A 22,275-nucleotide genomic window follows, 5' to 3' on the forward strand; every position below is an offset into this window, starting at 1 on the left:
CTGCCCACCCACCCCAACCTGCAGCCGCGCGCACGCAAGCCAGCAACTGGAAGCACCCCAGCCGGACGCAGGGCCAGCGGCACACAGGAAGTCGAGCCCATCGACTGCTCGTACCTGGCCGCTGGGGGCAAGGCGAAGCCACACAGCGCCACCTGGCACAGCAGCGCGCAGGAAGTCGAGCCCGCCGACTTCCCGCGCCCGGCCATTGCGGGCAAGGCGAAGCCACACAGCGCCACCTGGCACAGCGGCGCGCAGGAAGTCGGGCCCGTCGACTTCTCACGCCCAGCCGTCGGGGGCAAGGCGAAGCCACGGGGGGCCACCTGGCACAGCGGCACGCGGGAAGTCGAGGCGGCCGACTTCCCCCGCCCGGCGAATAGAAGCAGCTCCACGCCGGGGCGCCGGCGAGCGGAGTGGAGGCGCCCGCACAGGAAGTCGGCCAAATCGACCTCCCACGCACCCTGCACACCCGTCCCAACCGACGGCCGCGTGCCCGCAGGCCAGCGGGCACAGCCACCCAGGCCAACAGTTGGAAGCAACACGGTCGGAAAGCGGATCCTGCCGGACACAGGAAGTCGAGCCAATCGACTTCCTGTGTCCGGTGGTTGGGGGCTGGGCGAATCGACGCGGCACCGCTGGCGGCAGGGTGACGCGCGGAAGATCGGGCCAGTCGACTCCTCATGCCAAGCCGTTGAGGGGGCAGGCGAAGCAACGCGGGACCACCTGGGGCAGGGGCACGCAGGAAGTCGAGCACGTCGACTTCTCACGCCCGGCGATTAGGGGCCCATGAGCGGAGCGCTGACGAAAGGTCGGCCTCATCGACTTTTCGTGCAGAGCGTGCAGAGTAGGTGGAACCGACACCGCCGGACGCGGAGCCGTTGGCGAGGTGGGGCGCAGGAAGTCGGGCCCACCGACTTCCTGCGTCCGACGATAAGGGCACGGGCGAAGCGGCGCGGGGCCACCTGGGGTCGCGGCACGTAGGAAGTCGGGCACGTCGACTTCTCACGCCCGGCCATAAGGGCACGGGCGAAGCAACGCGGGACCGCTTGGGGCTGAGGCGCGTAGGAAGTCGAGGCGGCCGACTTCTCACGCCCGGCGATAAGGGGGTGGACGAAGCGACGCGGGGCCGGCTGGGGTCGCGGCACGCAGGAAGTCGGGCACGTCGACTTCCTACGCCCGGTGATATGGGGGCGGACGAAACGACGCGGGGCCGCCTGGGGCCGCGGCGCGTAGGACGTCGAGGCGGCCGACTTCTCGTGCCCGGTGACAAGGGCACGGGTGAAGCGACGCGGGGCCGGCTGGGGCTGCGGCGCGGGGGAAGTCGGCGTGGGCGATGTTTTGCGGGTGGGGTGTCCATTGGGTGGGCGGGGGTGGCCGGGGTGGGGGTGGTCGGGTTGGGTGGGCGGTATGGGTGATGGGCGGCGGTGGGTGGTGTTGGTCGTCGGGATGGTGGCGATGGCCTCGGGGTGTGCGTTCCAGTTCGGGTTGCCGTACCTCATTCCGGCCTTGCGGGCGGGCGGGTTGTCCCTGGGGCAGGCGGGGTTGGTGGCGGCCTGTCCCACCATCGGGTTGGTGTTGACGCTCGCGGCCTGGGGTGCGGCGGCCGACCGCTGGGGGGAGCGGTGGGTGCTGGCGTCGGGGCTCGGGGTGGGGGGCCTGGTGCTGCTGGGGGCGTCGGCGGTGCACGGGACGGTCGGGTTGGCGGTGTGCTTCCTGGTCGCGGGGGCGGCCGGGGCGTCGGCACACGCGTCGAGCGGGCGGTTGATCCTCGGGTGGTTCCCGGCGCGGGAGCGCGGGTTGGCGATGGGGCTGCGGCAGACGTCGCTGCCGTTGGGGGTCGCGCTGGCGGCCCTCCTGCTGCCGCCGTTGGCCGCACACGGACGGTCCTTGGCGCTGGCGGTGCTCGGGGCGTTGAGCGTGGCCGCGGCACTGCTGGTCGTCGTGCTGGTGCGGGACCCGGCGCGGCTCGGGGGCGGCTCCGGGGAGAAGCGCGGGAACCCGTACCGGACGCCGGTGTTGTGGCGGCTGCACGGTGCGGCGACCCTGCTGGTCGTGCCGCAGTTCACGGTGTCCGTGTTCGCGTTCGTGTTCCTGGTGGAGGAGCGCGGCTGGTCGCCGTCGACGGCCGGTCCGGTGCTGGCGGGTGTGCAGGTGGCGGGGGCCGGGGCGCGGTTGGCGGCCGGGTGGTGGTCGGACCGGGCGGGGAGCCGGACGGTGCCGATGCGGCGTCTGGCGCTGACGGCGGCCGGCGTACTGGCGGTGCTGGCGGCGGGGGCGTTCGCGCACTCGGCGGCGGCGACGGTGGCGTTGATGGCCGCGGGCGTGGTGACGGTGTCGACGAACGGGCTGTCGTTCACGGCGGTGGCCGAGTACGCGGGCGGTTCGTGGGCGGGCCGCGCGCTGGGGGTGCACACGACGGTGCAGAACGCGGTGGCGGCGGGCGTCGCTCCGACGGCCGGTGCGTTGATCGGCGTGACGGGCTACGCGTGGGCGTACGCGGCGGTGGTGGCGTTCCCGCTGGTCGCGGCGCTGGTGGTGCCGGGGCCGGACTCCTTGCGCGGGACGGCACTTGACCTCAAGGGCGCTTGAGCTCATCGAATGGTCGCATCCGATCCGTCGATGCGACGGGCGAGAGGCGAGAGGTCAGGTCATGACGAACGACGTGCTGGTGGTGGGGTCCGTCCCGGAGGACGTGCGGCGGGCCGCGACCGGGGTGGTGAAGGCGCTGGAGCGGGCGTTCAACGAGAAGGACGGGGACGCGCTGGCCGCGCAGTTCGCGCGGCGGACGTCGTGGTCGAACGCCCGCGGCCTGCGGCTGGACGACCGCGCGTCGATCGCCGAGTTCAGCGGGCCCGCGCTGAAGGGGTTCCTCGCGGACTCCTACGCGCGCTACGACGTCGTCAAGCTGCTGGAGATCGCGCCCGACGTCATCGCGGTGAACGTCGCCCAGCAGCCGACCGACCGGGCGGGCAACCCGGTCGACGGCGTGCGCGGGGCGACGCTCTACATCGTCGCGCGGCAGGACGAAGGCTGGCGGATCGTCGCCGGCCAGAACACGGCCGTCGAGCCGCCCGCCGCCGAGCCGCCCGCCGGCAACTGACGTGAGGCGCGAGAACCCCGGCCGGGAGGACCAACCCGGCCGGGGCCCCGACGTGTTGTGTGGACGGTCTCCATACTGTTGCGGAACTCCCCTCCGAATGTTGATAGAAGGCGTCGCTACGCGCATGGACGTGCCCTGACCTGCCCGCTTTTGGAGTTCGCTACGGTACGGCTGGGTTTCCTTTGCTTCCGATCTCGTTGACCCGCTTTCAGCGGCTCTGCTTTGCTTCGGGCCACCCTTTCGGCCCCATGAACCGCCGGCGCACCCCACACCTCCGCGCCGGCGGCAGAGAGGAACCCTCACGATGGGCATGTCCCCCACCTCCAGAGTCCTGACCGGCCTCTCCTCGCTGGTGCTGGCCGCCGCCGGCTTCGCCGGTGCCGCACCCGCGCAGGCGGACCAGCCCGGCAGCGAGTTCGCCGGGCACACCCACCCGTACCGGCACGGCGTCGTCCCCACCAAGGAGGCCGGCGCCGCCGCGGCCGGGAAGCGCACGTCGAACCTCAACTACGGCGGCGGTGTCGACGGCATCGGCGTCACCACCGGCGCTCCCAGGGTGTACCTGGTCTTCTGGGGCTCCCAGTGGGGCACCCAGGGCACCGACGCCAACGGCTACACCACGCTCTCGGGTGACCCGAGCGGCATCGCCGTCCGCGCGCAGCAGTTGTTCAAGGGCCTGGGCACGAACAACGAGACCTGGTCCGGCGTCATGACGCAGTACTGCGAGGGCATCACCAAGGGCGCGACCTCCTGCCCGTCCACCGCCGCCCACGTCGGCTACCCGACCGGCGGCGCGCTGGCCGGCGTCTGGGTCGACCCGTCGGCCGCCGCCCCGGGCCAGGCCACCGGCAACCAGATCGCCAACGAGGCGATCAAGGCCGCCGGGCACTTCGGCAACACCACCGGTGCGGCCAACCGCAACGTCCAGTACGTGGTGCTCTCCCCCACCGGCACCCACCCGGACGGCTTCAACACCACCTCCGGCAGCTTCTGCGCCTGGCACGACTGGAACGGCGACTCCACCCTGAGCGGCGGCGCGGCCTCCTCCCCGTACGGCGACATCGCGTTCACCAACGACCCGTACGTCACCGACATGGGCACCTCGTGCGGCCAGAACTACGTCAACACCGGCACCGCGGGCCTGCTGGACGGCGTGACGATGGTGTACGGCCACGAGTACTCCGAGACCATCACCGACCAGAACCCGGCCGGCGGCTGGACCGACTCGTCCGGCTCCGAGAACGCCGACAAGTGCGCCTGGAAGGGCACCGGCGGCGTGGGCGGCGCGCAGAACGTGACGCTCGCGACGGGCTCGTTCGCGATGCAGGGCACCTGGGCGAACGACTACAACGGCGGCGCGGGCGGCTGCGAGATCTCGCACCCGGTCGTTCCCTGAACTGTCCGGGCACCCGTCCGGGCACCCGTCCGGGCAACCATCCGGGCAACCGTCTGAGCACCACGTGAGAACCATCTGAAGGCCGCCGGAAAACAGGCGCCGGGGCGGGCAGTGCGGGCCCGCCCCGGCGCTTTGCCGTGCCCGGGGGGATAGGGGCGCGGAGCCGCCGTCGGGACCTACGGTGCGACGAGGCCGAACTCGTAGGCCTGGATGACCAGGTGGACCCGGTCGCGGGCGTCGAGTTTGGCGAAGAGCCGGGCGACGTGCGCCTTCGCCGTGGCCACGCTGATGACGAGTTCCGCGGCGATCTCGGCGTTCGACAGCCCCCGCCCGACCAGCGTGAGCACCTCGCGTTCGCGTTCGGTGACGATCGAGGCGACGGGCCGGCGCGGGGTCGGCGCGGACTGCGGGCGGGCGGCGAACTCGCCGATCAGACGGCGGGTGACGCTCGGCGCGATGAGGGCGTCCCCGGCGGCGACGACGCGGATGCCGTCGAGGATGGTCTCCAGGGCGAGGTCCTTGACGAGGAACCCGCTCGCGCCGGCGCGCAGCGCGCCGTACACGTAGTCGTCGTCGTCGAAGGTGGTGAGGACGAGCACGTGGGTGTCCACGCCGGGGTCGGCGGCGATGCGGCGGGTGGCCTCGATGCCGTCGACGCCGGGCATGCGGATGTCCATGACGGCGACGTCCGGGCGCAGCCGGGTGACGAGGTCGACGGCCTCGGCGCCGTCGCCGGCCTCGCCGACGACCTCCAGGTCGGGGGTGTCGGCGATGAGCACGCGCAGGCCGGTGCGGATGAGCGGCTGGTCGTCGACCAGGACGACTCGGATCACGGTCCCACCTCCAGGGGGAAGTCCGCGGGGAGCGGTAGTCGGGCGGCGACGCGGAAGCCGCCTTCGGGGCGCGGGCCGGCGCTGAACTCGCCGTTCAGCAGGCTGACCCGTTCGCGCATGCCGGCGATGCCGTAGCCGGTGCCGGATCCGCGCCCCGGGCCCGAGCCGTGGCCCGGGCCGGCTCCGGAGCCGCCGCCCGCGCCGGCACCGACGCCCAGGTCGACGACGGTGACCTCGACCTCGTCCGGGCGGTGGTCGACGGTGACGTGGCAGTCCCTCGTCCCGGAGTGCTTGACCACGTTGGTCACCGCCTCCTGGACGATCCGGAAGGCGGCGAGGTCGACGTCGGCGGGCAGGTGGCGCGGCTCGCCGGTGCGGGTGAGTGCGACGCGGACGCCGGCGACCGCGGTGTTCGCCACGAGCCGGTCCAACTCGGCCAGTCCGGGCGCGACTTCGAGCGGCGCGGACTCGCCCTCGCCCTGCCGCAGCGCGCCGAGCATGCGGCGCAGTCCGGCGAGGGTCTCGCGGCTGGTGGCCTCGATGGCGTCGAGCGCGTTGCGGGTCTCGGCGGGCTGGGTGTCCATGACGCGGCGGCCCATGCCGGCCTGGATCGCGATGATGCCGATGTTGTGGGCGACCATGTCGTGCAACTCGCGGGCGATGCGCAACCGTTCGGCGGTGACGGCCTGTTCGGTGGCGCGCCCGCGCAGGGCTTCGGTGTGGCGGCGGCTCTGGTGGATCGTGTTGCCGACGAGCCAGGCGATGGCAACGGTCGCGCCGATGCCGCCGTAGGCCATCGGGTTGACGGGGTAGCCGTTGAGGGCGCCCCAGAGGAACAGTCCGAGGAGCATGGCGAGCGGCATCCCGGCGGCGCAGAGGGAGACGAGCCGGGTGCGGGTGGCGGCGCAGTAGCCGACGACGGCGTCGGCGATCAGGAACTGGAGGACGGTCGTCTCGGGGACCTTCCACATGCCGAGCGAGAAGAGGCCGCCCGCGAGCGCCACCGCGATGGCGGCGAGCGGCAGGCGCACCAGCAGCGCGGCGACGGACGTGGTGACGACCGCCGTGACGACGAGCGGCATGTCCTCGGGGTTGCCGTCATAGGTGAGGAGGTGGCGCAGTTCGTCGGCGCGCGTGAAGAACCGGAAGACGACGACGGCCGCCCAGAACGCCGCCACCCACACGCCCGGGGGCAGGCGCCGGAGCAGCGGCGGGCGGGCTTCGATGATCATCGCCCGATCGTATCGATCATCCGTGCGCCGCACAGTGGCCCACGGGCCTAATCCCCGGGGCCACTGCACCGGTCGCGCGGTGTGTCCCGTGGGCCGCGCGGTGTGTCCCGTCGCCCGATGCCCGTGCACGGCTCCGACCGGCACCGTTGTCCCCGTGATCGAGATCGAGCGACTCAACAAGCGGTACGGCGACAAGCTCGCCGTCGACGACCTGTCCTTCACCGTCCGGCCGGGCACCGTCACCGGCTTCCTCGGCCCCAACGGCGCCGGCAAGTCCACCACCCTCAGGATGGTCCTGGGGCTCAACACGCCCACCGGCGGCACCGTCACCGTCGACGGCGTCCCGTTCGCCGGGCGCCCGCGCGGCCTGCGGCACGTCGGCGCCCTGCTGGACGCGCAGGACGTGCACGGCGGGCGCAGCGCCCGGGCGCACCTCGCGGCGCTGGCCCGCAGCAACCGGATCCCGCTCGGGCGGGTGGACGAGGTGCTGGCGGAGGTCGGGCTCGGCAAGGCCGCCGGGCGCCGGATCGGCGGGTACTCGCTGGGCATGAAGCAGCGGCTGGGCATCGCCGGCGCGCTGCTGGGCGATCCGCCGGTGCTGCTCTTCGACGAGCCGCTCAACGGGCTGGACCCGGAGGGCGTGCTGTGGGTGCGCGGGCTGTTCCGGCGGCTCGCGGAGGAGGGGCGGACGGTCTTCGTCTCCAGCCACATGATGGCCGAGATGGAGCACACCGCCGACCGGCTGATCGTGATCGGCCGGGGCCGGCTGATCGCCGACGAGAGCCTCGCGGACTTCTCGGCCCGGCACGCGGTGGCGGGCGTGGCCGTGCGGACGCCCGAACTCGCCTCACTGGTACCGGTCTTGACGGACGCGGGCGCCGAGGTGCGGCGCGAAGGCCCGGAGGCCGGCCTGGTGACCGGCCTGCCCGCCGCCCGGATCGGCGAACTGGCCCTGCGGCACGGCGTGGTGCTGCACGAGCTCGCCCCCCGTACGTCCTCCCTGGAGTCGGCGTTCATGTCCCTGACCGCCGACAGCGTCGAGTACCTGGCCGGAGATGCCCGATGAGTACCGTGACCGTTCAGCCCGCAGCCCCGCTCCAGCCCGCGGCGCCGCTTCACCCCGAGGCGCCGCTGCACCGCTTCACCGACCTGCTCGCCGCCGAGTGGATCAAGCTCCGCTCGCTGCGGTCCACCTACTGGGTGCTCGCGCTGGCCTCGCTGGTGGCGATCGCGGTCAACATCAACGCCGTCCACACCGACCTGACGTACATCGACCACCCGCCCGCGCGGATGCCCGGCATGCCGCCGTACCGGTACGACCCGCTGTACCACGGGCTCGGCAGCATTTCGAGCGCGCTGATGGCCGTCGCGGCGGGCAGCCTCGGGGCGATCACCGTCTTCGGCGAGTACACCACCGGGCTGATCCGCACCACGTTCGCCGCCGTGCCCGACCGGCGCGGGGTGATCGGCGCCAAGGTGCTGCTGATCGGCGGGATCACCACGCTCGCCGGGGCGGTGGTGTCGGTGGTCTCCTTCTTCGCCACCAACGCGATGCTGGCCTCCCGGCACGTCGGGCTGTCCATCACCGACGACGGCTGCCTGCGGGCGGTCCTCGGGTACGCGGCGATCGTGCCGGTCTGCGCGCTGATCGGGATGGCGCTGGGGGCGCTGCTGCGGCACGCGACCGCGTCGATCGTCTCGCTGGTGATGCTGCTGTTCATCCTGCCGATGATGTTCGGCGGGGACCGCTACCGGTGGCTCAAGGAGATCGGCACCCACCTGCCGCTGGCCACCGTGCAGCGGCTCGCCATCAACCCGAACTCGACGACCACGATGGGGAAGTACGCGCCGAGCGTGCTGGACTCGTGGATCACCATGGGGGTGTGGGGCGTGGCCGCGGTGGCGGTGACGGTCGTCCTGGTACGGCGGCGGGACGTGTGAGGACGGGCCGGGGCGGCGGGACCCGCGGAGGTCAGTCCGCTCCCAGGCGGCGGGCGATCGCGGCCGGCAGCGGGTACGGGCGCTCGGGCGGCAGCAGGCGCTCGGCCTGTGCCGCCCGGCCGGCCCGGACCAGGTCGGCGATCCGGTGCACCCGCGGCGTGAGGTCCGTGAGGCCGACCACCCACTCGTCGGCGAACGTCCGGATCAGCGAACGGCCCACCCCCACCTGGATGCTGTAGTGGTTGAGCGCTCCCCCGCGCAGCGTCCGCTCCGGGTCCCACTGGACGTGCACGGCCGCATCCGCGACCTCGTCCGGGTGCGCCGTCGTCAGGACCGCCCGGGCCAGGGCCTCCTCCCAGCCCTCGCGGGTGATCCGGACCGCCAGCACCCGCGTCTGGCCGGGCTTGCGGGCCCAGTTGCTGCGGTGCATGAGCCAGCGGAACGACGGCTTGATCCAGGTCATCCGCCGGAACGAGAACGGCGCCACGAACCGGCCCGCCGCGAGCGCCGGGTCGGCGACGGCGGGGGCGTACGCCTGGTAGAGGACGATCGTCCGCTCGTCGTGGTCGGCCCGGATCCCGTACAGCGCGGTCATGCCGACGCACGTTGCCAGGAGGGGCGGGCGGCGGCAACGGGATTTGCGGGCTCCCGGGCCTCAGCCTGCGGCGGGCTCCACGACGCCGGCACTGACGGCGGCATCGGCGGCGGCACCGGCTGAGGCATCGGCGGAGGCCTTGGCGGAGGCATCGGCGGAGGCCTTGGTGCGGAACGCGGCCAGCGTCTCCGCGCTCACGCCGCAGGCCGGGAGGAAGGCGGCGGCGCCGCCGTGGCGGGTGCGGACCAGGTCGAGGAACACGGCCATCGCCTCGGCCGGGGCCTGCAGCAGCGGGGCCGGGATGTGCAGGTCGGGCCGCTCGTTGAGGGCGGTGCGGTGGCGGTCGGCGAGACCGGCGAAGATCTGCGGCAGCGCGTCGGCGGTGCGGACGTAGTCGGCGACGATGAGCTCGGCCGGGACGCCCAGCAGGTCGAGCAGCAGCGCGGTGAGCAGCCCGGTGCGGTCCTTGCCGGCCGCGCAGTGCAGCAGGACGGCGCCCGGACGGGCCGCGGCCTCGACGGCGGCGGCGACGGCGGCCGGGGCGGACTCGGCCATCAGCACGTAGAAGTCGCCGAGGTCGGCGGCGGTGGTCATGGTGCGCAAGCGCTCGGCGAGGCCGTCGGTGGCCGGGTTCACCGGGGCCGCGACGACGGCTATCCCGGCGGACTCGGCGGCGGCCCAGTCGGCCGGGTCGGTCTCGGAGCCGTCGCGCAGGTCGACGATGGTGCGGATGTCGCAGGCCCGCAGCTGCTCGACGGTGGCGGCGTCGGCGGCCGGGAACGGCTGGGCGGAGCGGTAGAGCACACCGGGGCGCACCCGCAGGCCCTCGGGGTCGCCGAGGACGGCGGAGTCGCGGAAGTTGACCAGGGACATGCGCGGCCTATGCCTTTCGAGAGGACATCTAGACATCTAGATGTGTCGTCCAGATGTCTAACCGCTCCGGGGGGTCGCGGGCAAGCCGCCATCCCCCGGGGCTACCTTCCATGGCACCGCTCCGGGGCCGGATCGTCGAGCCGGGGCCCGCGCCGGACGGGAATCGTCGGGCCGGGAGCTTCGTAGGATCGTGCCCGTGGCGACCAACCCTCCCAGCACCCCCCTCTACCGCCGCCTGGCGCGACAGCTCCAGGAGCGGATCGACGCCGGCGCGTACCCGGCGGGCGCCCGGCTGCCCAGCGAACCGGAGCTGAGCGCCGAGTTCGGTGTGAACCGGCTCACCGTCCGGCAGGCGGTGGCGGAGCTGGAGCGCGCGGCCGTCGTCGAGATCCGGCGCGGGGTCGGCACGTTCGTCCGGCCGCCGGCGGTGCGCGTCTCGATCACGGTGGACCCGCGCAGCCAGCGGTTCGACCTCGGGAGCGTGCACAGCGCGCTGCCGGGCGCCCCGGAGGGCGGGGACGGGGAGTTCGTGCTGGGCGCGCGGCCGGTGGCCGGCTCGGCGGAGGACGAGGAGGCCGCCCGGCAGCTGGGCCGCGGGCCGGGCGAGCTGTCCCGCGTCGACACGGTGATCCGCCTCGGCGGGCGGGCCCGGGCGGCGTGCAGCTACTGGGTGCCGTTCGGGCCGCTGCCCGCGGAGCTCGTCCGGCCCGGCCGGCCCGGCAACCTGGTGCTCGACCTCGCCCGCGCCGCCGGGGTCGAGCTGGAGTACGACTGGCGGGCGTTCGGCGCGATCGGCGCCGACCTCGCCGACGCCGAACTCCTCGGCGTCCCGGCGGGCACGCCGCTGCTCGTGCGCGAGGGCGTCAGCTGCACCCCGGACGGCGCCCCGGCGCTGTACGTGCGGCGGCGGATCGACGGCAGCAGCGCGCGCTTCGTCCTGCACTTCCGCGAGCCGCTGGGAGCGGAGCCGGGCGACTCGGCGGCGGGCGGGCCTGGGACGGGTGGGCCTGGGCCTGGCGACTCGGCGGCGGGCGGGCCCGAGCCGGACGGGCCTGGGCCCGGCGACTCGGCGGCGGGCAGGCCTGGGCCGGACGGGCCGTAGCGGTCCTGCTAGGGTTCCGCGCCGGTAGCGGCACGAACGAAGAGCGGGGCGGAACACGATGACGGCGGGGAACGAACCCGGACCCGACCCCGGCATACCCGCCGAACTGGCCACCGCCTGCACGGACTTGCTCGCCCAGGTCGCCCGCACCGGCCGGCTCCCGCGCCGCGCCGAACTGGAGCACCTGCGCACCCTCGGCGAGCACTGCGCCGAAGCCGGCTACGGCCTGCGCGAGGTGGTCGCCCACGGCCTGGCCGCCACCCGCCGGGCCTGGCACACCCTGCCGGACGTCACCGCCGCGAGCGGCGTCGGCGACCTGCGACGCACCGGCGACGCCGTCCTCGCCGCGACCGAGGCCGCCCTCGCCGCCCTCGGCGAGGGCCACGAACGCGCCCAGCGCATGGCGGTGCGCCAGGAGGAGTCCGCACGGCGGGAGTTCATCGACGACCTGCTGCACGGCCGCACCGACCTCGGCGCCCTCGCCGAACGCGCCGACCGCTTCGGCCTGCGGCTCGCCAGCGCCTACGCCGTCGCGGTGGCCGCCGTCGACGGGCCCGCGGCGGACGCGCACCACGTGCACCACCTGGTGAGCCGGGTCGAACGGGAACTGGTCGGGCGCTTCGGCGAACGGGGCGTCCTGCTGACCGGCAAGGACGGTCGGCTGGTGTGCATCGCCCCGGACAGCGAACGCGTGGTGCTGGAGGCGTTCACCGAACTGGCTCTGCGCCCCGGCACCGGCTACCGCCCGGTCCGGCGGGTGGCGACGGGCCGCCGCCACTCGGGCGCGAGCGGGGTGCTGCGCAGCTACGAGGAGGCACTGGGGGCACTCGACTACGCGGAGCGGCTCGCCCTCCCCGCACGGCAGTTGAAGGCGGAGGAGCTGCTCGTCTTCCCGGTGCTGATGCGCGACCGCGCGGCCATGGCGGACCTCGTACGGACGGTCCTGGGCCCGCTGACGGAGGCGAGGGGCGGGGCCCGCCCGCTGCTGGACACGATCGTGGTCCAGTCGGAGACGGCCTACGTCAACGCGGAGGCCGCCCGCCGCCTGGGCCTGAGCGTCCGGACCCTGGGCTACCGCCTGGAGCGGATCAAGGCCCTGACCGGCTACGACCCGTCCGACGCCCTCCAGCGCTTCACGCTGGAGACGGCGGCCATGGGGGCCCGGCTCCTGAACTGGCCGGAGCAGCCGCTGTAGCGACGCCGGCCGGCGGGCGCGCATGCACGCGGGCGGGCGCGCTTGGGCACACGCGCGTTTCCGGGTGTCAAAGGGGCGTCAAGATTGCCGGGTCCTGGCAATGTGCGGAGGGCCTCCGCACTGTCACGATCTCCGTGGCGCCGAGGTGTGCGGTGCCACCGGAACGCGCTCGGGGGCGCGGCCCACGACGGGGGGACGTCGCGGCCGCGGCGGGCTGTCCGGTGGTGCGGGCGGCCCGGTGCCGACGGCCGTCGCCGGGTTCGGACCGACGGCCGTGGGCCGGCGCCCGACAGGGGGTGGCGCCGGCCGCAGTGGGGGTGCCGGGCACCGTGCCGGGGGGGCACGAGCCGGTGGGCACCCCGGGGGGTATGCCGGTCACGTCGGTCACGGTGTCGGGGGACACGGTGCCGACGCGACCGGCCGCCGCGCGCCGCAGCGGCCCCGAAGCCCGTCCCGCCCCCGGAGAGCCGGTCCCCTAACCGCAGCCGAACACGTCGTCCACCAGTTCCAGCCACAGGTCGAGCCTCGGCGCCACGTTCTTGAACATGTGCTTCGCACCCCGCCGCCGCTCGTAGGACGCCACCAACAGGTGGGCCACGCGCTCCGTTTCGGCCGGGAGCTGACCGTGGATGATCTCCGTCCAGCGCGGCGAGTTCCGCCCCCCGTCGTGCAGCGTTGCGCGCGGCAGCATCCGGCAGGCGCCCCAGATCACCAGTTCGGGCGCGTACTCGAGCAGCTTGTAGTGGCCCGTGCTGTGGCGCTTCCGGAGCCGGGCGAGCGCTTTCTGCGCCTCCCTCCGCGCCTCGACGGCCCGTTGGACGCTGATCGCGTGCACGTCCTCGTGCACGATGCTCCGGTAGGCATCGCTGCCGAGGTCCGACCAGAGCGCGTCCAGGCCCTCGTCGGTCTGCAGCCGATTGCTCAGCCGGGGGCTCGACCCGCGGGAGAGCGCCGCCAGGGACCTGAACACGTCCGCGATCGTGAAGCCCACCGGGTGCGGCCCGGACACGACACCCCGGCGGGTGTCGAAGTAACTTCCCTCTGCCGCAAATTCCTCCCGCACGGCCCGGAGGTGCGGGCAACTGCCCAGATTGTCCTGCGGAACGGCCGGACTGACGCACCGGTCCGCCGTGTCGCACAGGTCCCGGGTCCGCCGGCGGTCCTCGCCGGTGACCACGACCACCCACAGCACGGCCTTGACCAGTTCCGGCGGCGGCAACTCGCGGGCGACGTGGGCCATAATCACCAGCCGCTGGAACCCGTCGTAGCACTCCAGCCCCGAAACCCAGAGCCGACCGCCCCCGCGCACCCGGTCGGCCTCCCACTGGAGGCTCTCCGCCCCGAGGACGATGGGTCCGCCGACGAGGCCGAAGTCCTGCGGACGCCGGCGGAGCATCTCGGCGAGCGCCTGGTTCCCGGGGCTCTCCGGCAGGTAGCCGCGCCTGCTGCGCAACGCGATCGCCGCGTCCGGCATGGCCGCCAAGGAGGCCAGGGCGATCGCGTCGACCTGCACGAGCCAGCGGTCACCGAGCGGTACGGCGTGGAGCACCGGAAGGACATGCCGATTGGCCGACGGGCGAGTGTCGGCCTTCCATGAGATTCCTTGCCAAGCATCAAGCGGTGCAGCGTAGTTGTTCATGGCCGGTTCAACGCAGGGCGGGCCCGCGGGTTGCGGAGCCCGGGGCGGGACCGGCTCCGCGCGTCCCGCCTTCCGGGCGTCTTCCCCACCCCCGCCGGATGGAGCCCTGCCGAGGCGGCCTGCCGGTCGCGGCGCCGGCCGGGACGACCGAGGCCCGCCCGCCGGTCTCGGCGCCGGGCGGCACGGCCGACGTCAGTCCACCTCATGGCCGCCCCGGGCCTTCCCTGCACGTCCCGCAGCACGACACCCTGGTCTTCACCGGCCGCCGTGCCACCGAGGTGCACCTGCTTCCGGACACCGGGCATTGCGCGATCTCGAAGATGGGCGAGGCGATGGAGCTCATCACGGCGTGGCTGCGGAAGACGATGGTCAGCTGATCATCTCGTCGCAACGACTTCGCACGAATTCGCACGACTTCGAACGAACGAGCCCCGCGCGTGGCGCGCGAGTCCGCGCCTCACGTGCGGGGCTAGCTTGTCTGCATGATCGCTCAGGAACCCGATCTCGCCGGGTTGCGCCGGGTCTACGGGCGTACGGGCAGCCGGCTGTTCTACAGCCGGGTGGCGCGCAACGCCCGGCACTGGGGGTGGACCGAGCCCGGGCAGTCGAAGTGGCGCCTGTGGCGGGCGCAGCGGCAGCTGGAGGACGTGCTCGGCCGCAGGCTCGCGCTCCCGCCGGGCGCCGAGGTGCTGGACGCGGGCGCCGGGGCGGGCGTGGTGGCGCGGGCGATGGCGGTGCGGTTCGGGCTCGCGGTCACCGGCGTCGACCTGCTGGACTTCCACGTCGACGAGGCGAACCGGCTGAGCGCCCGCGCGGGACTGTCCGACCGCACCACCTTCTCGTGCGGCGACTACCACCGACTCCCGTTCCGCGACGGCACGTTCGACGGCGCGTACTCGATGGAGACGCTCGTCCACTCCTACGACCCGCCGCGCGCCCTCGCCGAGCTCCACCGGGTGCTGCGCCCGGGCGGGCGGCTGGTGCTGCTCGGTCCGATGAGCACCGTCCCGCTGGACGAAATGGCGCCGGACGCACGGGCGTTGCTCGAACCCTACCTGGACGCGATGGTGATGACGGGCGCCAAGGTCTACCACGCCCGCAACCTCCCGCTCCTGCTCGCCGAGGCAGGGTTCCAGGTCGAGGAGGCGCTGGACGCGACGCCGTACTACACGCCGACGACGGAGGCCGTGTACGCGTACTTCCGGCTTCCGTGGGCGGTGCTGCGCCGGTTCGGCGATCCGGCGCGCTGGCTCAACCTCCGTTCCACGGTGGAGATGTACGCCGTGCGGGCATACGTCGCCTGGTACGTCCACACCGCCGTCAAGCCGAATGCCGTCAAGCCGCTCTCCCCCGCTTCCGCCGCCGAGCCCCCGAGGTGAACCGCATGACGAACGCCGCCCCACTGCCGTACCCGAGCGGCTGGTTCTGCGTCGGCCTCGCCCGGGACGTCCCGCCCGGCCGGGTGCGGACGGCCCGCCTGATGGGCGAGGACGTGGTGCTGTACCGCACCCGGCGCGGCACGCTGCGCGCGGTGGGCCCGCACTGCCCGCACCTGGGCGCGCACTTCGGGGCGGGCGGGACCGTCCGGGGCGAGGACCTGGTCTGCCCGTTCCACGGCTTCGCGTTCGGGCCGGACGGCTCGTGCACGGGCGCGCCGGACGGCACCCGGCTGCGGGCGGGCCTGACGCACAACCACCTCGCCGAGCGGGACGGCATCCTGTACGTCTGGCGGGGGATCGCCGACGAACCGCCCACGTGGGAACTCCCACCGCCGGTCGGGGCGGTGCCGCTCGCGTGGTGGCGCGGGGAGGTGCTGTCGCACCCGCAGGAAGTGGCGGAGAACAGCGTCGACTTCCGGCACACCGCCGTCCTGCACGGCCTGGACACCCGGGAGACCGCCCCGCCGGAGATCGCCGGCCCGCTGTTCACCGTCCACCAGCGCACGACCACCCGCTTCCTGGGCCTCGGCGCGGTCAGCCTGGAGCAGCCGGTCACGCTGGCCGGGCTCGGCTCGATCCAGGTGGTGGCGGAACTGCCGGGACTGGGCCGCCGGCTGCGGGTGTGGGTGCTGTCCACGCCGGTCGCGCCGTGGCGGACGGCGGTGCTGATCGCCGTGGCGGTCGGCCGGCCGGCACCGGGGGTGCCGAGGGTGCCCGGGGTGCCGGGGGCGCCGGGGGTGCTCGCCTCGGCGGCGGACCGGGCGGCGGACCGGGCGGCGGCGTGGGTGGCGCTGCGGGGCACCGTGCGCGTCGTCAAGCAGGACCGCCCGGTGCTCGCCCACAAGCGCTACCTGGCGCAGCCGCGCCTGGTCCCCGGGGAACGCTCGATCGGGCTGCTCCGGCGCTGGGCGCGGCAGTTCTACGGCGAGGAGATCGGCGGAGCGGTCCGGCCCGAGCCGTTCGCCGACGGGGCGCCGACGGAGGGGGCGCTGGCGGACTGACGGGTCGACGGACCAGCGCCTCCGCCGCTCAGCTCCGCGCCGCCTTCCCGTCCGCCGCGAGCGCGACCAGGCCCTTGTCCGTCGGCCCGTAGACCCTTCCGCCGCCCGCCCAGAACGGCACCAGGGCGGTCGTCTCGGTGCTCGGCGTGAAGTCGAAACTCCACCGGGCGTCGCCGGTGTCCGGGTCGAGCGCCCACACCTGTCCGTGCGCCCACACGTACACGTTGCCGTCCGCGCAGAACACCTCGATCCGGTTGACCGAGCCGATCGGCAGCGACCCCGACCAACGGACCGCGCCGCTCTTCGCGTCGAAGGCCTGCACGACCACCGCCGGTCCCTCGAACTGCGACGCGGCCGCGTAGACGGCGGTGCCGTCCGGACTCGCCGCCGCGGCCTGGAAGACCGGCCGGCCGGGCGACTGCCACGCCACCGCGCCGCCCTCCGGGTCGAGGGCGTAGAGGTGGTCGGTGAGGAACAGGAACCGGCCGCCGGCCGAAGCGTGCGGGCCGTCGGAGAAGGCGGGGAGGGTGGTGAGCGAGGTGATCGTGGTCCCGGCTCCGGGGGCGGGCTGCTCCCACACCGTCTTCCCGGCGGCGGTGGTGTCGAGCGCGGTCAGCTTGGAGATCGTGCGGTCGGCGGTGGCGGTGTTGTACAGCACGCGGGTGCCGGAGGACGGCACCAGGAGCCGCCCGTACACCGGTTGGGTGTGGGGGTAGGTGGTCTCCCAGCGGACCGCCTGCGTCGCCGGGTCGATCGCCTGGACGAAGGACTCCTGCTGGTACGTCGGCGGCGCGGGCGGGGCGACGTGCGTGGTGGTCCCGTCCCCGTGGATGTACAGGACCCCGTCGAGCAGGCCCGCGAGGGAGACGTTCGTGAGGCCGACGGCCTTCCGGGTGATCGACCAGGCGACGGTGCCGGTGGCGAGGTCGACGGCCTTGATCGCGTAGTTGAGGTTGAGGGGGTCGGTCAGGCTCACGAACCCGCCGGCGTAGGCCTTGCCGCCGCCGACCACCAACGCGCCGGAGCCGAGCCCGGTCCACGAACGGGCCATCTGGTTCGACAGCGGGCCCCAGAGGGGACGGCCGGACTGGTCGAAGGCGCGGACGCCGGTCATCCCGGCGACCAGGACGGTGCCGCCCTCACCGGCCAACTGGATCGCGGGCTCGTCGAGTTGGGCGGTCCAGAGGGGGGTGGCGGCGGTCTTGGTGTCGATCGGGCGGGTGAGGTCGGTGGGGGCGGGGCGTCCGGGGGCGGCGGTCGAGGGCTTCGCTCCGTCGCCGGAGGCCCGGTCCGAGGAGGACGGGAGCGCGTAGTACAGCGCGGCGCCGCCCCCGGCCAACGCCACGGCTCCCCCGGCCAGGCCCAGGAGGAGCTTGCGGCGGGAGGGCCTGGGCTGATCGGTCGGCCCGGGAGCGGGCTCGGGCTGCGGGGGCGCCGCGGGCGGCGCCGTGGGCGGCGCCGCGGGCGGTGCGAAAGGGGGCGCCGCGGGCGGCGCCGCGGGCGGTGGCGGGACGGACGGCGCGAGCACGGCCGCCGCCCGCTCGATCTGCGTCACCAACGACGGGTGCAGCCAAGGACCTTGGGCCACCGCCCCCGCACCGCCCTGCGCGAGCGCGGCCACGACCTGCTCCGGCGTCGGACGGTCCGCCGGCTCCTTCGCCAGGCAGGCCGCGATCAGCAGCCGCAGCCCGCCGGGCACCGCCGACAGGTCGGGCTCCTCGCCCGCCACCTTCTGCAGCACCGCCAGCGGGTGCCCGCCGTCGAACGGCCCGCGCCCGCCGGAGGCGGCGTACACCAGCGTCGCGCCGAGCGAGAACACGTCGCTCGCCGGGCCCGCCGTCCGGCCCAGCGCCTGCTCCGGGGACATGTACGCGGGCGTGCCGAAGATCGCGCCCTCGGCGGTGAGCGCGGTGCCGTCGGCCGCCCGCGCGATGCCGAAGTCGATGACGTGCGGGCCGTCCAGCGCCAGCAGGACGTTGCTCGGCTTGAGGTCGCGGTGGGTGAGCCGGGCCGCGTGGATGGCGCGCAGCTCCTCGGCGATCCCGGCCGCGACGATGCGCAGCACGTGCTCGGGGAACGGCCCGACCAGCATCACCGCCTCGTCCAGGCCGATGCCCGGCACGAAGGCGGTCGCCAACCACGGGACGGGCCCGTCCGGGTCGGCGTCCACGACCGGCGCGGTGAACGCCGACGACGCGGCGCGCGCGGCGGCGACCTCGCGCCGGAACCGGGCGCGGAAGCCCTGGTCCCCGGCGAGTTCGGGTCGCACCACCTTGACGGCGACCGTCCGTCCGCCCGCCGACCGGCCCAGGTACACGACGCCCATGCCGCCCGCCCCGAGCCGGCCGAGCAGCGCGTACGGGCCGATCCTGGGCGGGTCGGCGGGGTCCAGCTGCCGCATCATCGGGTTCCGTTCGGTTCGGGGGCGGGTTCGGGGGCGGGTTCGGGGGCGGAGGTGGGTTCGGGGGCGGGGTGGTCGTGCACGGTCGTGCTCACGCTCCGTTCGCGTGCAGGGCGGTCACCGTGGACGTGCTCGGGTCGGACACGCACAGCCGCCCGTCGCCGGCCGTCCAGGCCAGGGTCGTCGGGTCCTTGCCCTTCAACCCCGAGTACTTCCAGCGGGGTTTGCCGTCCGCCGGGTCGAGCGCCCACAGGACGGTGTCCGGGCCCATCCGGTAGAGGTTGCCGTCGGCGAGCAGGAGGCGGGCGCCCAGGTACGCGGCGTCCGGCGGGTCGGGCGGCAGCGGGGTGCGGTGGCGGGGGCGGCCGTTGCCGGTGTCGAGGGCGGCGACCGAGACGCCTCCGTCCGCGTCCTTCATCAGGCAGTGCACCGTGCCGCCGTCCGCCGAGGCCGCGAAGCCGTCGCCGCGCAGGGAGGCGCCGATGACGCCGTCCGTCGTCCACGTCGGGTTGCCGGTGGCGGGGTCGAGGGCGGTCAGGGTGCCCCGGACGGCGTCGGGCACGAGGTAGTGGCCGCCCGCGGCGGTCAGGCCGAGGGAGGGCATCCTCCGCTCCCACGCGACCTCGCCCTTGGCGTCCAGCATCTTCAGGGTGTCCTGGGTGCTCAGCGCCGCGTGGTCGTCACCGGGCAGGAGCGCGAGTTCGAGCAGCTGCGCCTGGTCGCCGTGGAGCCAGGCGGTACGGCGGCCGGCCAGGTCCACCGCCCACACGTGGAAGCCGGTGTCCGCGATCCCCCGGTCCGCGCCGTCGCCGAGGCCGATCAGGTAGGCCCGGCCGGCGCGGACCCCGGCGAACAGCAGCTCGCCCACGGCGTGCGGGTGGTCCTGCTGGAGCCGCCAGTCGACCGAACCGTCGGCCGGGTTCACGCTCACCAGCTCGCTCCTCGGCGCGGCTCCGACCATCGCCATTCCGACGGTGTAGAGGCGGTCGCCGCCCAGGGCCGAGAAGTTCCGGGGCATGCCGCCCATCGCGTAGCCGGCGTCCGCCGTCCACTTGGTGTGCCCGGCGTCGTCCACGCCCCAGATGTGGCCGAGCCCGATGCAGGCCGTCACGCCGGGGGCGGAGAGGAGCTGGGGGCAGGCGGACGGCAGGTTCACCTTCCAGGCGAGGGACGCCTCGGGGACGGAGGCGACGGCGGGGCGGGTGGTCGTGGCGCCCGTGGTGGCGGCGGCTCCGGGCGGCGCGTGAACGTCGCGGACGTCCTGCTCGCGGAGGAGAGCGACGGTGGTGGCCGCGCCCGCTGCGGTGAGCACGCCGCCGCCGATGGCCAGCAGGACGCGACGGCGCGGGAGCCGGCGACGCGGGGGTTGGCGGGGTGGGGCGTCGGACGGGGGCGGCGTGTATGCCGGGGGCGGGTATGCCGGCGGCGGGTATGCCGGTGACTCCGGTGGCTCCGGGGACTCCGGTCTCTCCGATGGCTCGGGTGCCGCGGTGAGGACGCCCCGCACCGCGAGCACGTCCGCCGTGACGGCCTGCGGGAGCCAGCCGCCCGCCGTGTCGGGACGGCCGATCCGCTCGACCAGCTCGACGAGCTGCCGCGGGGCCGGCCGGTGCACCGGGTTCTTCGCGAGGCAGGCGCCCACCAGGTACCGGAGGCCGTCCGGCAGACCGCTCAGGTCCGGCTCGGTGTTGACCACGCGGAACAGCACGGCCGCAGCGGCACCCTCGCCGAACAGGTGCCGTCCGAGTGCCGCGTACGCGACCGTCGACCCGAGCGCGAACACGTCGCTCGCCGGGGCGAGCGGCTCGCCCAGTGCCTGCTCCGGTGACATGTACGGCGCCGAACCGATCACCGAACCGGTCGTCGTCAGCCCGGTGCCGTCGGCGGCGCGCGAGATGCCGAAGTCGATGACGTGCGGGCCGTCCAGCGCCAGCAGCACGTTGCCGGGCTTGAGGTCCCGGTGGATCAGCCCGGCGCGGTGCACCTCGTGCAAGGCCTCGGCGAGCCCGGCGGCCAGCGTGCGGACCGTCCCCTCGGGTAACGGGCCGTGCCGCGCCACGGCCTCCTGCAGCGGGACGCCCACGACGAAGGCCGTGGCCATCCAGGGGGTGACGGCCTCCGGGTCGGCGTCGACGACGGGCGCGGTGAACGCCCCCGACACCCGGCGCGCCGCCGCGACCTCCTGCCGGAACCGCGCGCGGAAGCCCGGGTCCCCGGCCAGCTCCGGCCGCACGACCTTGACGGCCACGGTCCGCCCACCGGCCGACCGGCCCAGGTACACGGCCCCCATGCCACCGGCCCCGAGCCGTCCGACCAATGCGTACGGCCCGACCTGGCGCGGATCCGCAGGCCCGAGTTGCTCCACCGTCTCCCCCTCCCCGCGAGCCCTCAAAGGCTAGGGCCAACCGCGGTGCGGTGACAGTGGATCATCCGGGTTTTATCGACCCGGCACTGCCCGGCACCCACCCCGGTGGCGGAGCCGCCAAACTCTCCCACACCGGATCCACCACCCCCGGCACCGCCCGCCCGGCCGCCCACCAGAGCCGCACCAACTCGGCATAGATCGGCACCCCGGCGGCGTCCCGCAGAATCGTTTCCTCGCCCAGCGACGCAACACAATCACTCACGCCCCGCCCAACGCCCCCACCCCACCGGAGACACGCCCCCACCACCCCTTCACCCCGAATCCCCACCCCACTTCGCACAGAAAGTCGACCCAGCCGACTTCCTGTGCGCCCACCCCCTATCGCCCTACGAGCCACCCCTGCAACAGGAAGTCGGCGAGCCCGACTTCTCACGCACCACTCACTCACTCGGAGAACCCACCCTGCACGCCACCCACCAGCCGACACACAGAAAGTCGACGTGGCCGACTTCTTGCACGCTCACCCTCGAAATCCACCTCAAGCCTGCACACGAGGTCGACCAACCCGACTTCTCACACACCCACTCACTCACTCGAAACTCCACCCTGCACACCACCCAGCAGCCAATACGCGAGAAGTCGGCAGGCCCGACTTCTCGCGTGGGCTGCACAAGAGTTGGGGCGTTGGAATTGGTGCGTCAAAAGTCGGGTCGGCCGACTTCCCATGCGGGTTGGGTGCGCCGCCCGTACAAGCCAGCGGGCGAGGAAGGCGCCAGCTGCGTACAGGAAGTCGAGCAGACCGACTTCTCGTGCGGGGTCAGCCGGTGCCTGTCATCCGGCTCAGTGCACCCCCAAAGCACAGGAATCGCCGCTGCATAGGAAGTCGGGCGGGCCGACTTCTCACGTAGGTGCTGGGGTGCGACGAGCAGCGCCGGCGGGCGCCGCGTGCGGGTGCACGAAGGGATCGCCAATGCGCAGGAAGTCGGGCTGGCCGACTTCTCGCGCGGGGCGGGTGCTGCGGCGCGACGAGCAGCGCCGGCGGCCACCGCGTGCGGGTGCACGAAGGGATCGCCAATGCGCAGGAAGTCGGGCTGGCCGACTTCTCGCGCGGGGCGGGTGCTGCGGCGCGACGAGCAGCGCCGGCGGCCACCGCGTGCGGGTGGACG

The 22,275-nt window shown here is 74.2% G+C and carries 17 protein-coding genes; 10 read left to right on the top strand and 7 right to left on the bottom strand.

The features are described 5' to 3' along the window. Window positions 1–1,452: 1,452 nt before the first annotated feature. From ACFVU9_RS32880 to ACFVU9_RS32890, 3 genes are all read left to right on the top strand, one after another. Complete coding sequence (locus ACFVU9_RS32880; protein ID WP_387599764.1) at window positions 1,453–2,586, top strand: MFS transporter; 1,134 nt, start codon at window positions 1,453–1,455, stop codon at window positions 2,584–2,586. Window positions 2,587–2,647: 61 nt separating this feature from the next. Then, window positions 2,648–3,097: an SgcJ/EcaC family oxidoreductase gene (locus ACFVU9_RS32885; protein WP_380506912.1), complete on the top strand. Its 450-nt coding sequence runs from the start codon at window positions 2,648–2,650 to the stop codon at window positions 3,095–3,097. A 304-nt stretch (window positions 3,098–3,401) separates the two neighbouring features. After that, window positions 3,402–4,493 (top strand): hypothetical protein, encoded by a 1,092-nt coding sequence (locus ACFVU9_RS32890; RefSeq protein ID WP_387599718.1) that lies wholly within the window; start codon window positions 3,402–3,404, stop codon window positions 4,491–4,493. A gap of 176 nt (window positions 4,494–4,669) precedes the next feature. Here the strand turns inward: ACFVU9_RS32890 and ACFVU9_RS32895 are convergent, their stop codons facing one another. Together ACFVU9_RS32895 and ACFVU9_RS32900 are read right to left on the bottom strand one after the other, a co-directional pair. Next, a complete protein-coding gene (locus ACFVU9_RS32895; RefSeq protein WP_380441947.1) occupies window positions 4,670–5,326 on the bottom strand; it encodes a response regulator in 657 nt (218 codons plus the stop codon). After that, window positions 5,323–6,558, bottom strand: a complete 1,236-nt coding sequence (locus tag ACFVU9_RS32900) for a sensor histidine kinase (RefSeq protein WP_380441945.1) — start codon at window positions 6,556–6,558, stop codon at window positions 5,323–5,325. Before ACFVU9_RS32900 ends, ACFVU9_RS32895 begins: the two co-directional genes overlap by 4 nt. 154 nt (window positions 6,559–6,712) lie before the next feature. On the opposite strand from ACFVU9_RS32900, the gene ACFVU9_RS32905 reads away from it, so the two are divergent. Together ACFVU9_RS32905 and ACFVU9_RS32910 are read left to right on the top strand one after the other, a co-directional pair. Next, complete coding sequence (locus tag ACFVU9_RS32905; RefSeq protein WP_380506906.1) at window positions 6,713–7,624, top strand: ABC transporter ATP-binding protein; 912 nt, start codon at window positions 6,713–6,715, stop codon at window positions 7,622–7,624. After that, entirely contained in the window at window positions 7,621–8,499 is an 879-nt protein-coding gene (locus ACFVU9_RS32910; RefSeq protein WP_387599722.1) for an ABC transporter permease, read from the top strand. Before ACFVU9_RS32905 ends, ACFVU9_RS32910 begins: the two co-directional genes overlap by 4 nt. A 31-nt stretch (window positions 8,500–8,530) precedes the next feature. On the opposite strand, the gene ACFVU9_RS32915 is transcribed toward ACFVU9_RS32910, so the two are convergent. Together ACFVU9_RS32915 and ACFVU9_RS32920 are read right to left on the bottom strand one after the other, a co-directional pair. Next, the gene (locus tag ACFVU9_RS32915) at window positions 8,531–9,094 is read right to left on the bottom strand and encodes a DUF4291 domain-containing protein (protein WP_387599724.1); all 564 of its coding nucleotides are present in this window, start codon (window positions 9,092–9,094) and stop codon (window positions 8,531–8,533) included. Window positions 9,095–9,154: 60 nt separating this feature from the next. Next, window positions 9,155–9,967: a tyrosine-protein phosphatase gene (locus tag ACFVU9_RS32920; RefSeq protein ID WP_387599727.1), complete on the bottom strand. Its 813-nt coding sequence runs from the start codon at window positions 9,965–9,967 to the stop codon at window positions 9,155–9,157. A 196-nt stretch (window positions 9,968–10,163) separates the two neighbouring features. On the opposite strand from ACFVU9_RS32920, the gene ACFVU9_RS32925 reads away from it, so the two are divergent. Together ACFVU9_RS32925 and ACFVU9_RS32930 are read left to right on the top strand one after the other, a co-directional pair. Beyond that, a complete protein-coding gene (locus ACFVU9_RS32925; RefSeq protein WP_387599730.1) occupies window positions 10,164–11,069 on the top strand; it encodes a GntR family transcriptional regulator in 906 nt (301 codons plus the stop codon). Window positions 11,070–11,127: 58 nt separating this feature from the next. Continuing rightward, on the top strand, window positions 11,128–12,264 hold the full coding sequence (locus tag ACFVU9_RS32930; protein WP_387599734.1) for a PucR family transcriptional regulator: 1,137 nt from the start codon (window positions 11,128–11,130) through the stop codon (window positions 12,262–12,264). A gap of 475 nt (window positions 12,265–12,739) precedes the next feature. On the opposite strand, the gene ACFVU9_RS32935 is transcribed toward ACFVU9_RS32930, so the two are convergent. Then, complete coding sequence (locus tag ACFVU9_RS32935; RefSeq protein ID WP_387599736.1) at window positions 12,740–13,903, bottom strand: hypothetical protein; 1,164 nt, start codon at window positions 13,901–13,903, stop codon at window positions 12,740–12,742. Between the two features lie 98 nt (window positions 13,904–14,001). On the opposite strand from ACFVU9_RS32935, the gene ACFVU9_RS32940 reads away from it, so the two are divergent. The 3 genes from ACFVU9_RS32940 to ACFVU9_RS32950 all read left to right on the top strand — a co-directional run bounded on the left by ACFVU9_RS32940 (window position 14,002) and on the right by ACFVU9_RS32950 (window position 16,343). Continuing rightward, window positions 14,002–14,280 (top strand): hypothetical protein, encoded by a 279-nt coding sequence (locus ACFVU9_RS32940; RefSeq protein WP_387599739.1) that lies wholly within the window; start codon window positions 14,002–14,004, stop codon window positions 14,278–14,280. A 105-nt stretch (window positions 14,281–14,385) separates the two neighbouring features. After that, window positions 14,386–15,282, top strand: coding sequence for a methyltransferase domain-containing protein (locus ACFVU9_RS32945; protein WP_380506885.1), 897 nt, complete (start codon window positions 14,386–14,388; stop codon window positions 15,280–15,282). A 5-nt stretch (window positions 15,283–15,287) separates the two neighbouring features. Next, a complete protein-coding gene (locus ACFVU9_RS32950; protein ID WP_380506882.1) occupies window positions 15,288–16,343 on the top strand; it encodes a Rieske 2Fe-2S domain-containing protein in 1,056 nt (351 codons plus the stop codon). Between the two features lie 28 nt (window positions 16,344–16,371). Here ACFVU9_RS32950 and ACFVU9_RS32955 read toward each other — a convergent pair whose 3' ends face one another. Continuing rightward, window positions 16,372–18,747: a PQQ-binding-like beta-propeller repeat protein gene (locus ACFVU9_RS32955; RefSeq protein WP_387599743.1), complete on the bottom strand. Its 2,376-nt coding sequence runs from the start codon at window positions 18,745–18,747 to the stop codon at window positions 16,372–16,374. Between the two features lie 88 nt (window positions 18,748–18,835). Then, window positions 18,836–21,109 (bottom strand): PQQ-binding-like beta-propeller repeat protein, encoded by a 2,274-nt coding sequence (locus tag ACFVU9_RS32960; protein ID WP_387599746.1) that lies wholly within the window; start codon window positions 21,107–21,109, stop codon window positions 18,836–18,838. Between the last annotated feature and the right edge of the window lie 1,166 nt (window positions 21,110–22,275).

Source organism: Kitasatospora sp. NPDC057936, assembly GCF_042887525.1.
In the GTDB taxonomy this organism is placed as follows: Bacteria; Actinomycetota; Actinomycetes; order Streptomycetales; family Streptomycetaceae; genus Kitasatospora.

Excerpts from the sequence above, each read along its gene's own strand:
- ACFVU9_RS32880 (WP_387599764.1), top strand. The coding sequence starts at position 1,453 with ATGGCCTCGGGGTGTGCGTTCCAGTTCGGGTTGCCGTACCTCATTCCG.
- ACFVU9_RS32885 (WP_380506912.1), top strand. The coding sequence starts at position 2,648 with ATGACGAACGACGTGCTGGTGGTGGGGTCCGTCCCGGAGGACGTGCGG.
- ACFVU9_RS32890 (WP_387599718.1), top strand. The coding sequence starts at position 3,402 with ATGGGCATGTCCCCCACCTCCAGAGTCCTGACCGGCCTCTCCTCGCTG.
- ACFVU9_RS32900 (WP_380441945.1), bottom strand. The coding sequence starts at position 6,558 with ATGATCATCGAAGCCCGCCCGCCGCTGCTCCGGCGCCTGCCCCCGGGC.
- ACFVU9_RS32910 (WP_387599722.1), top strand. The coding sequence starts at position 7,621 with ATGAGTACCGTGACCGTTCAGCCCGCAGCCCCGCTCCAGCCCGCGGCG.
- ACFVU9_RS32915 (WP_387599724.1), bottom strand. The coding sequence starts at position 9,094 with ATGACCGCGCTGTACGGGATCCGGGCCGACCACGACGAGCGGACGATC.
- ACFVU9_RS32920 (WP_387599727.1), bottom strand. The coding sequence starts at position 9,967 with ATGTCCCTGGTCAACTTCCGCGACTCCGCCGTCCTCGGCGACCCCGAG.
- ACFVU9_RS32930 (WP_387599734.1), top strand. The coding sequence starts at position 11,128 with ATGACGGCGGGGAACGAACCCGGACCCGACCCCGGCATACCCGCCGAA.
- ACFVU9_RS32935 (WP_387599736.1), bottom strand. The coding sequence starts at position 13,903 with ATGAACAACTACGCTGCACCGCTTGATGCTTGGCAAGGAATCTCATGG.
- ACFVU9_RS32940 (WP_387599739.1), top strand. The coding sequence starts at position 14,002 with ATGGAGCCCTGCCGAGGCGGCCTGCCGGTCGCGGCGCCGGCCGGGACG.
- ACFVU9_RS32945 (WP_380506885.1), top strand. The coding sequence starts at position 14,386 with ATGATCGCTCAGGAACCCGATCTCGCCGGGTTGCGCCGGGTCTACGGG.
- ACFVU9_RS32950 (WP_380506882.1), top strand. The coding sequence starts at position 15,288 with ATGACGAACGCCGCCCCACTGCCGTACCCGAGCGGCTGGTTCTGCGTC.
- ACFVU9_RS32955 (WP_387599743.1), bottom strand. The coding sequence starts at position 18,747 with ATGATGCGGCAGCTGGACCCCGCCGACCCGCCCAGGATCGGCCCGTAC.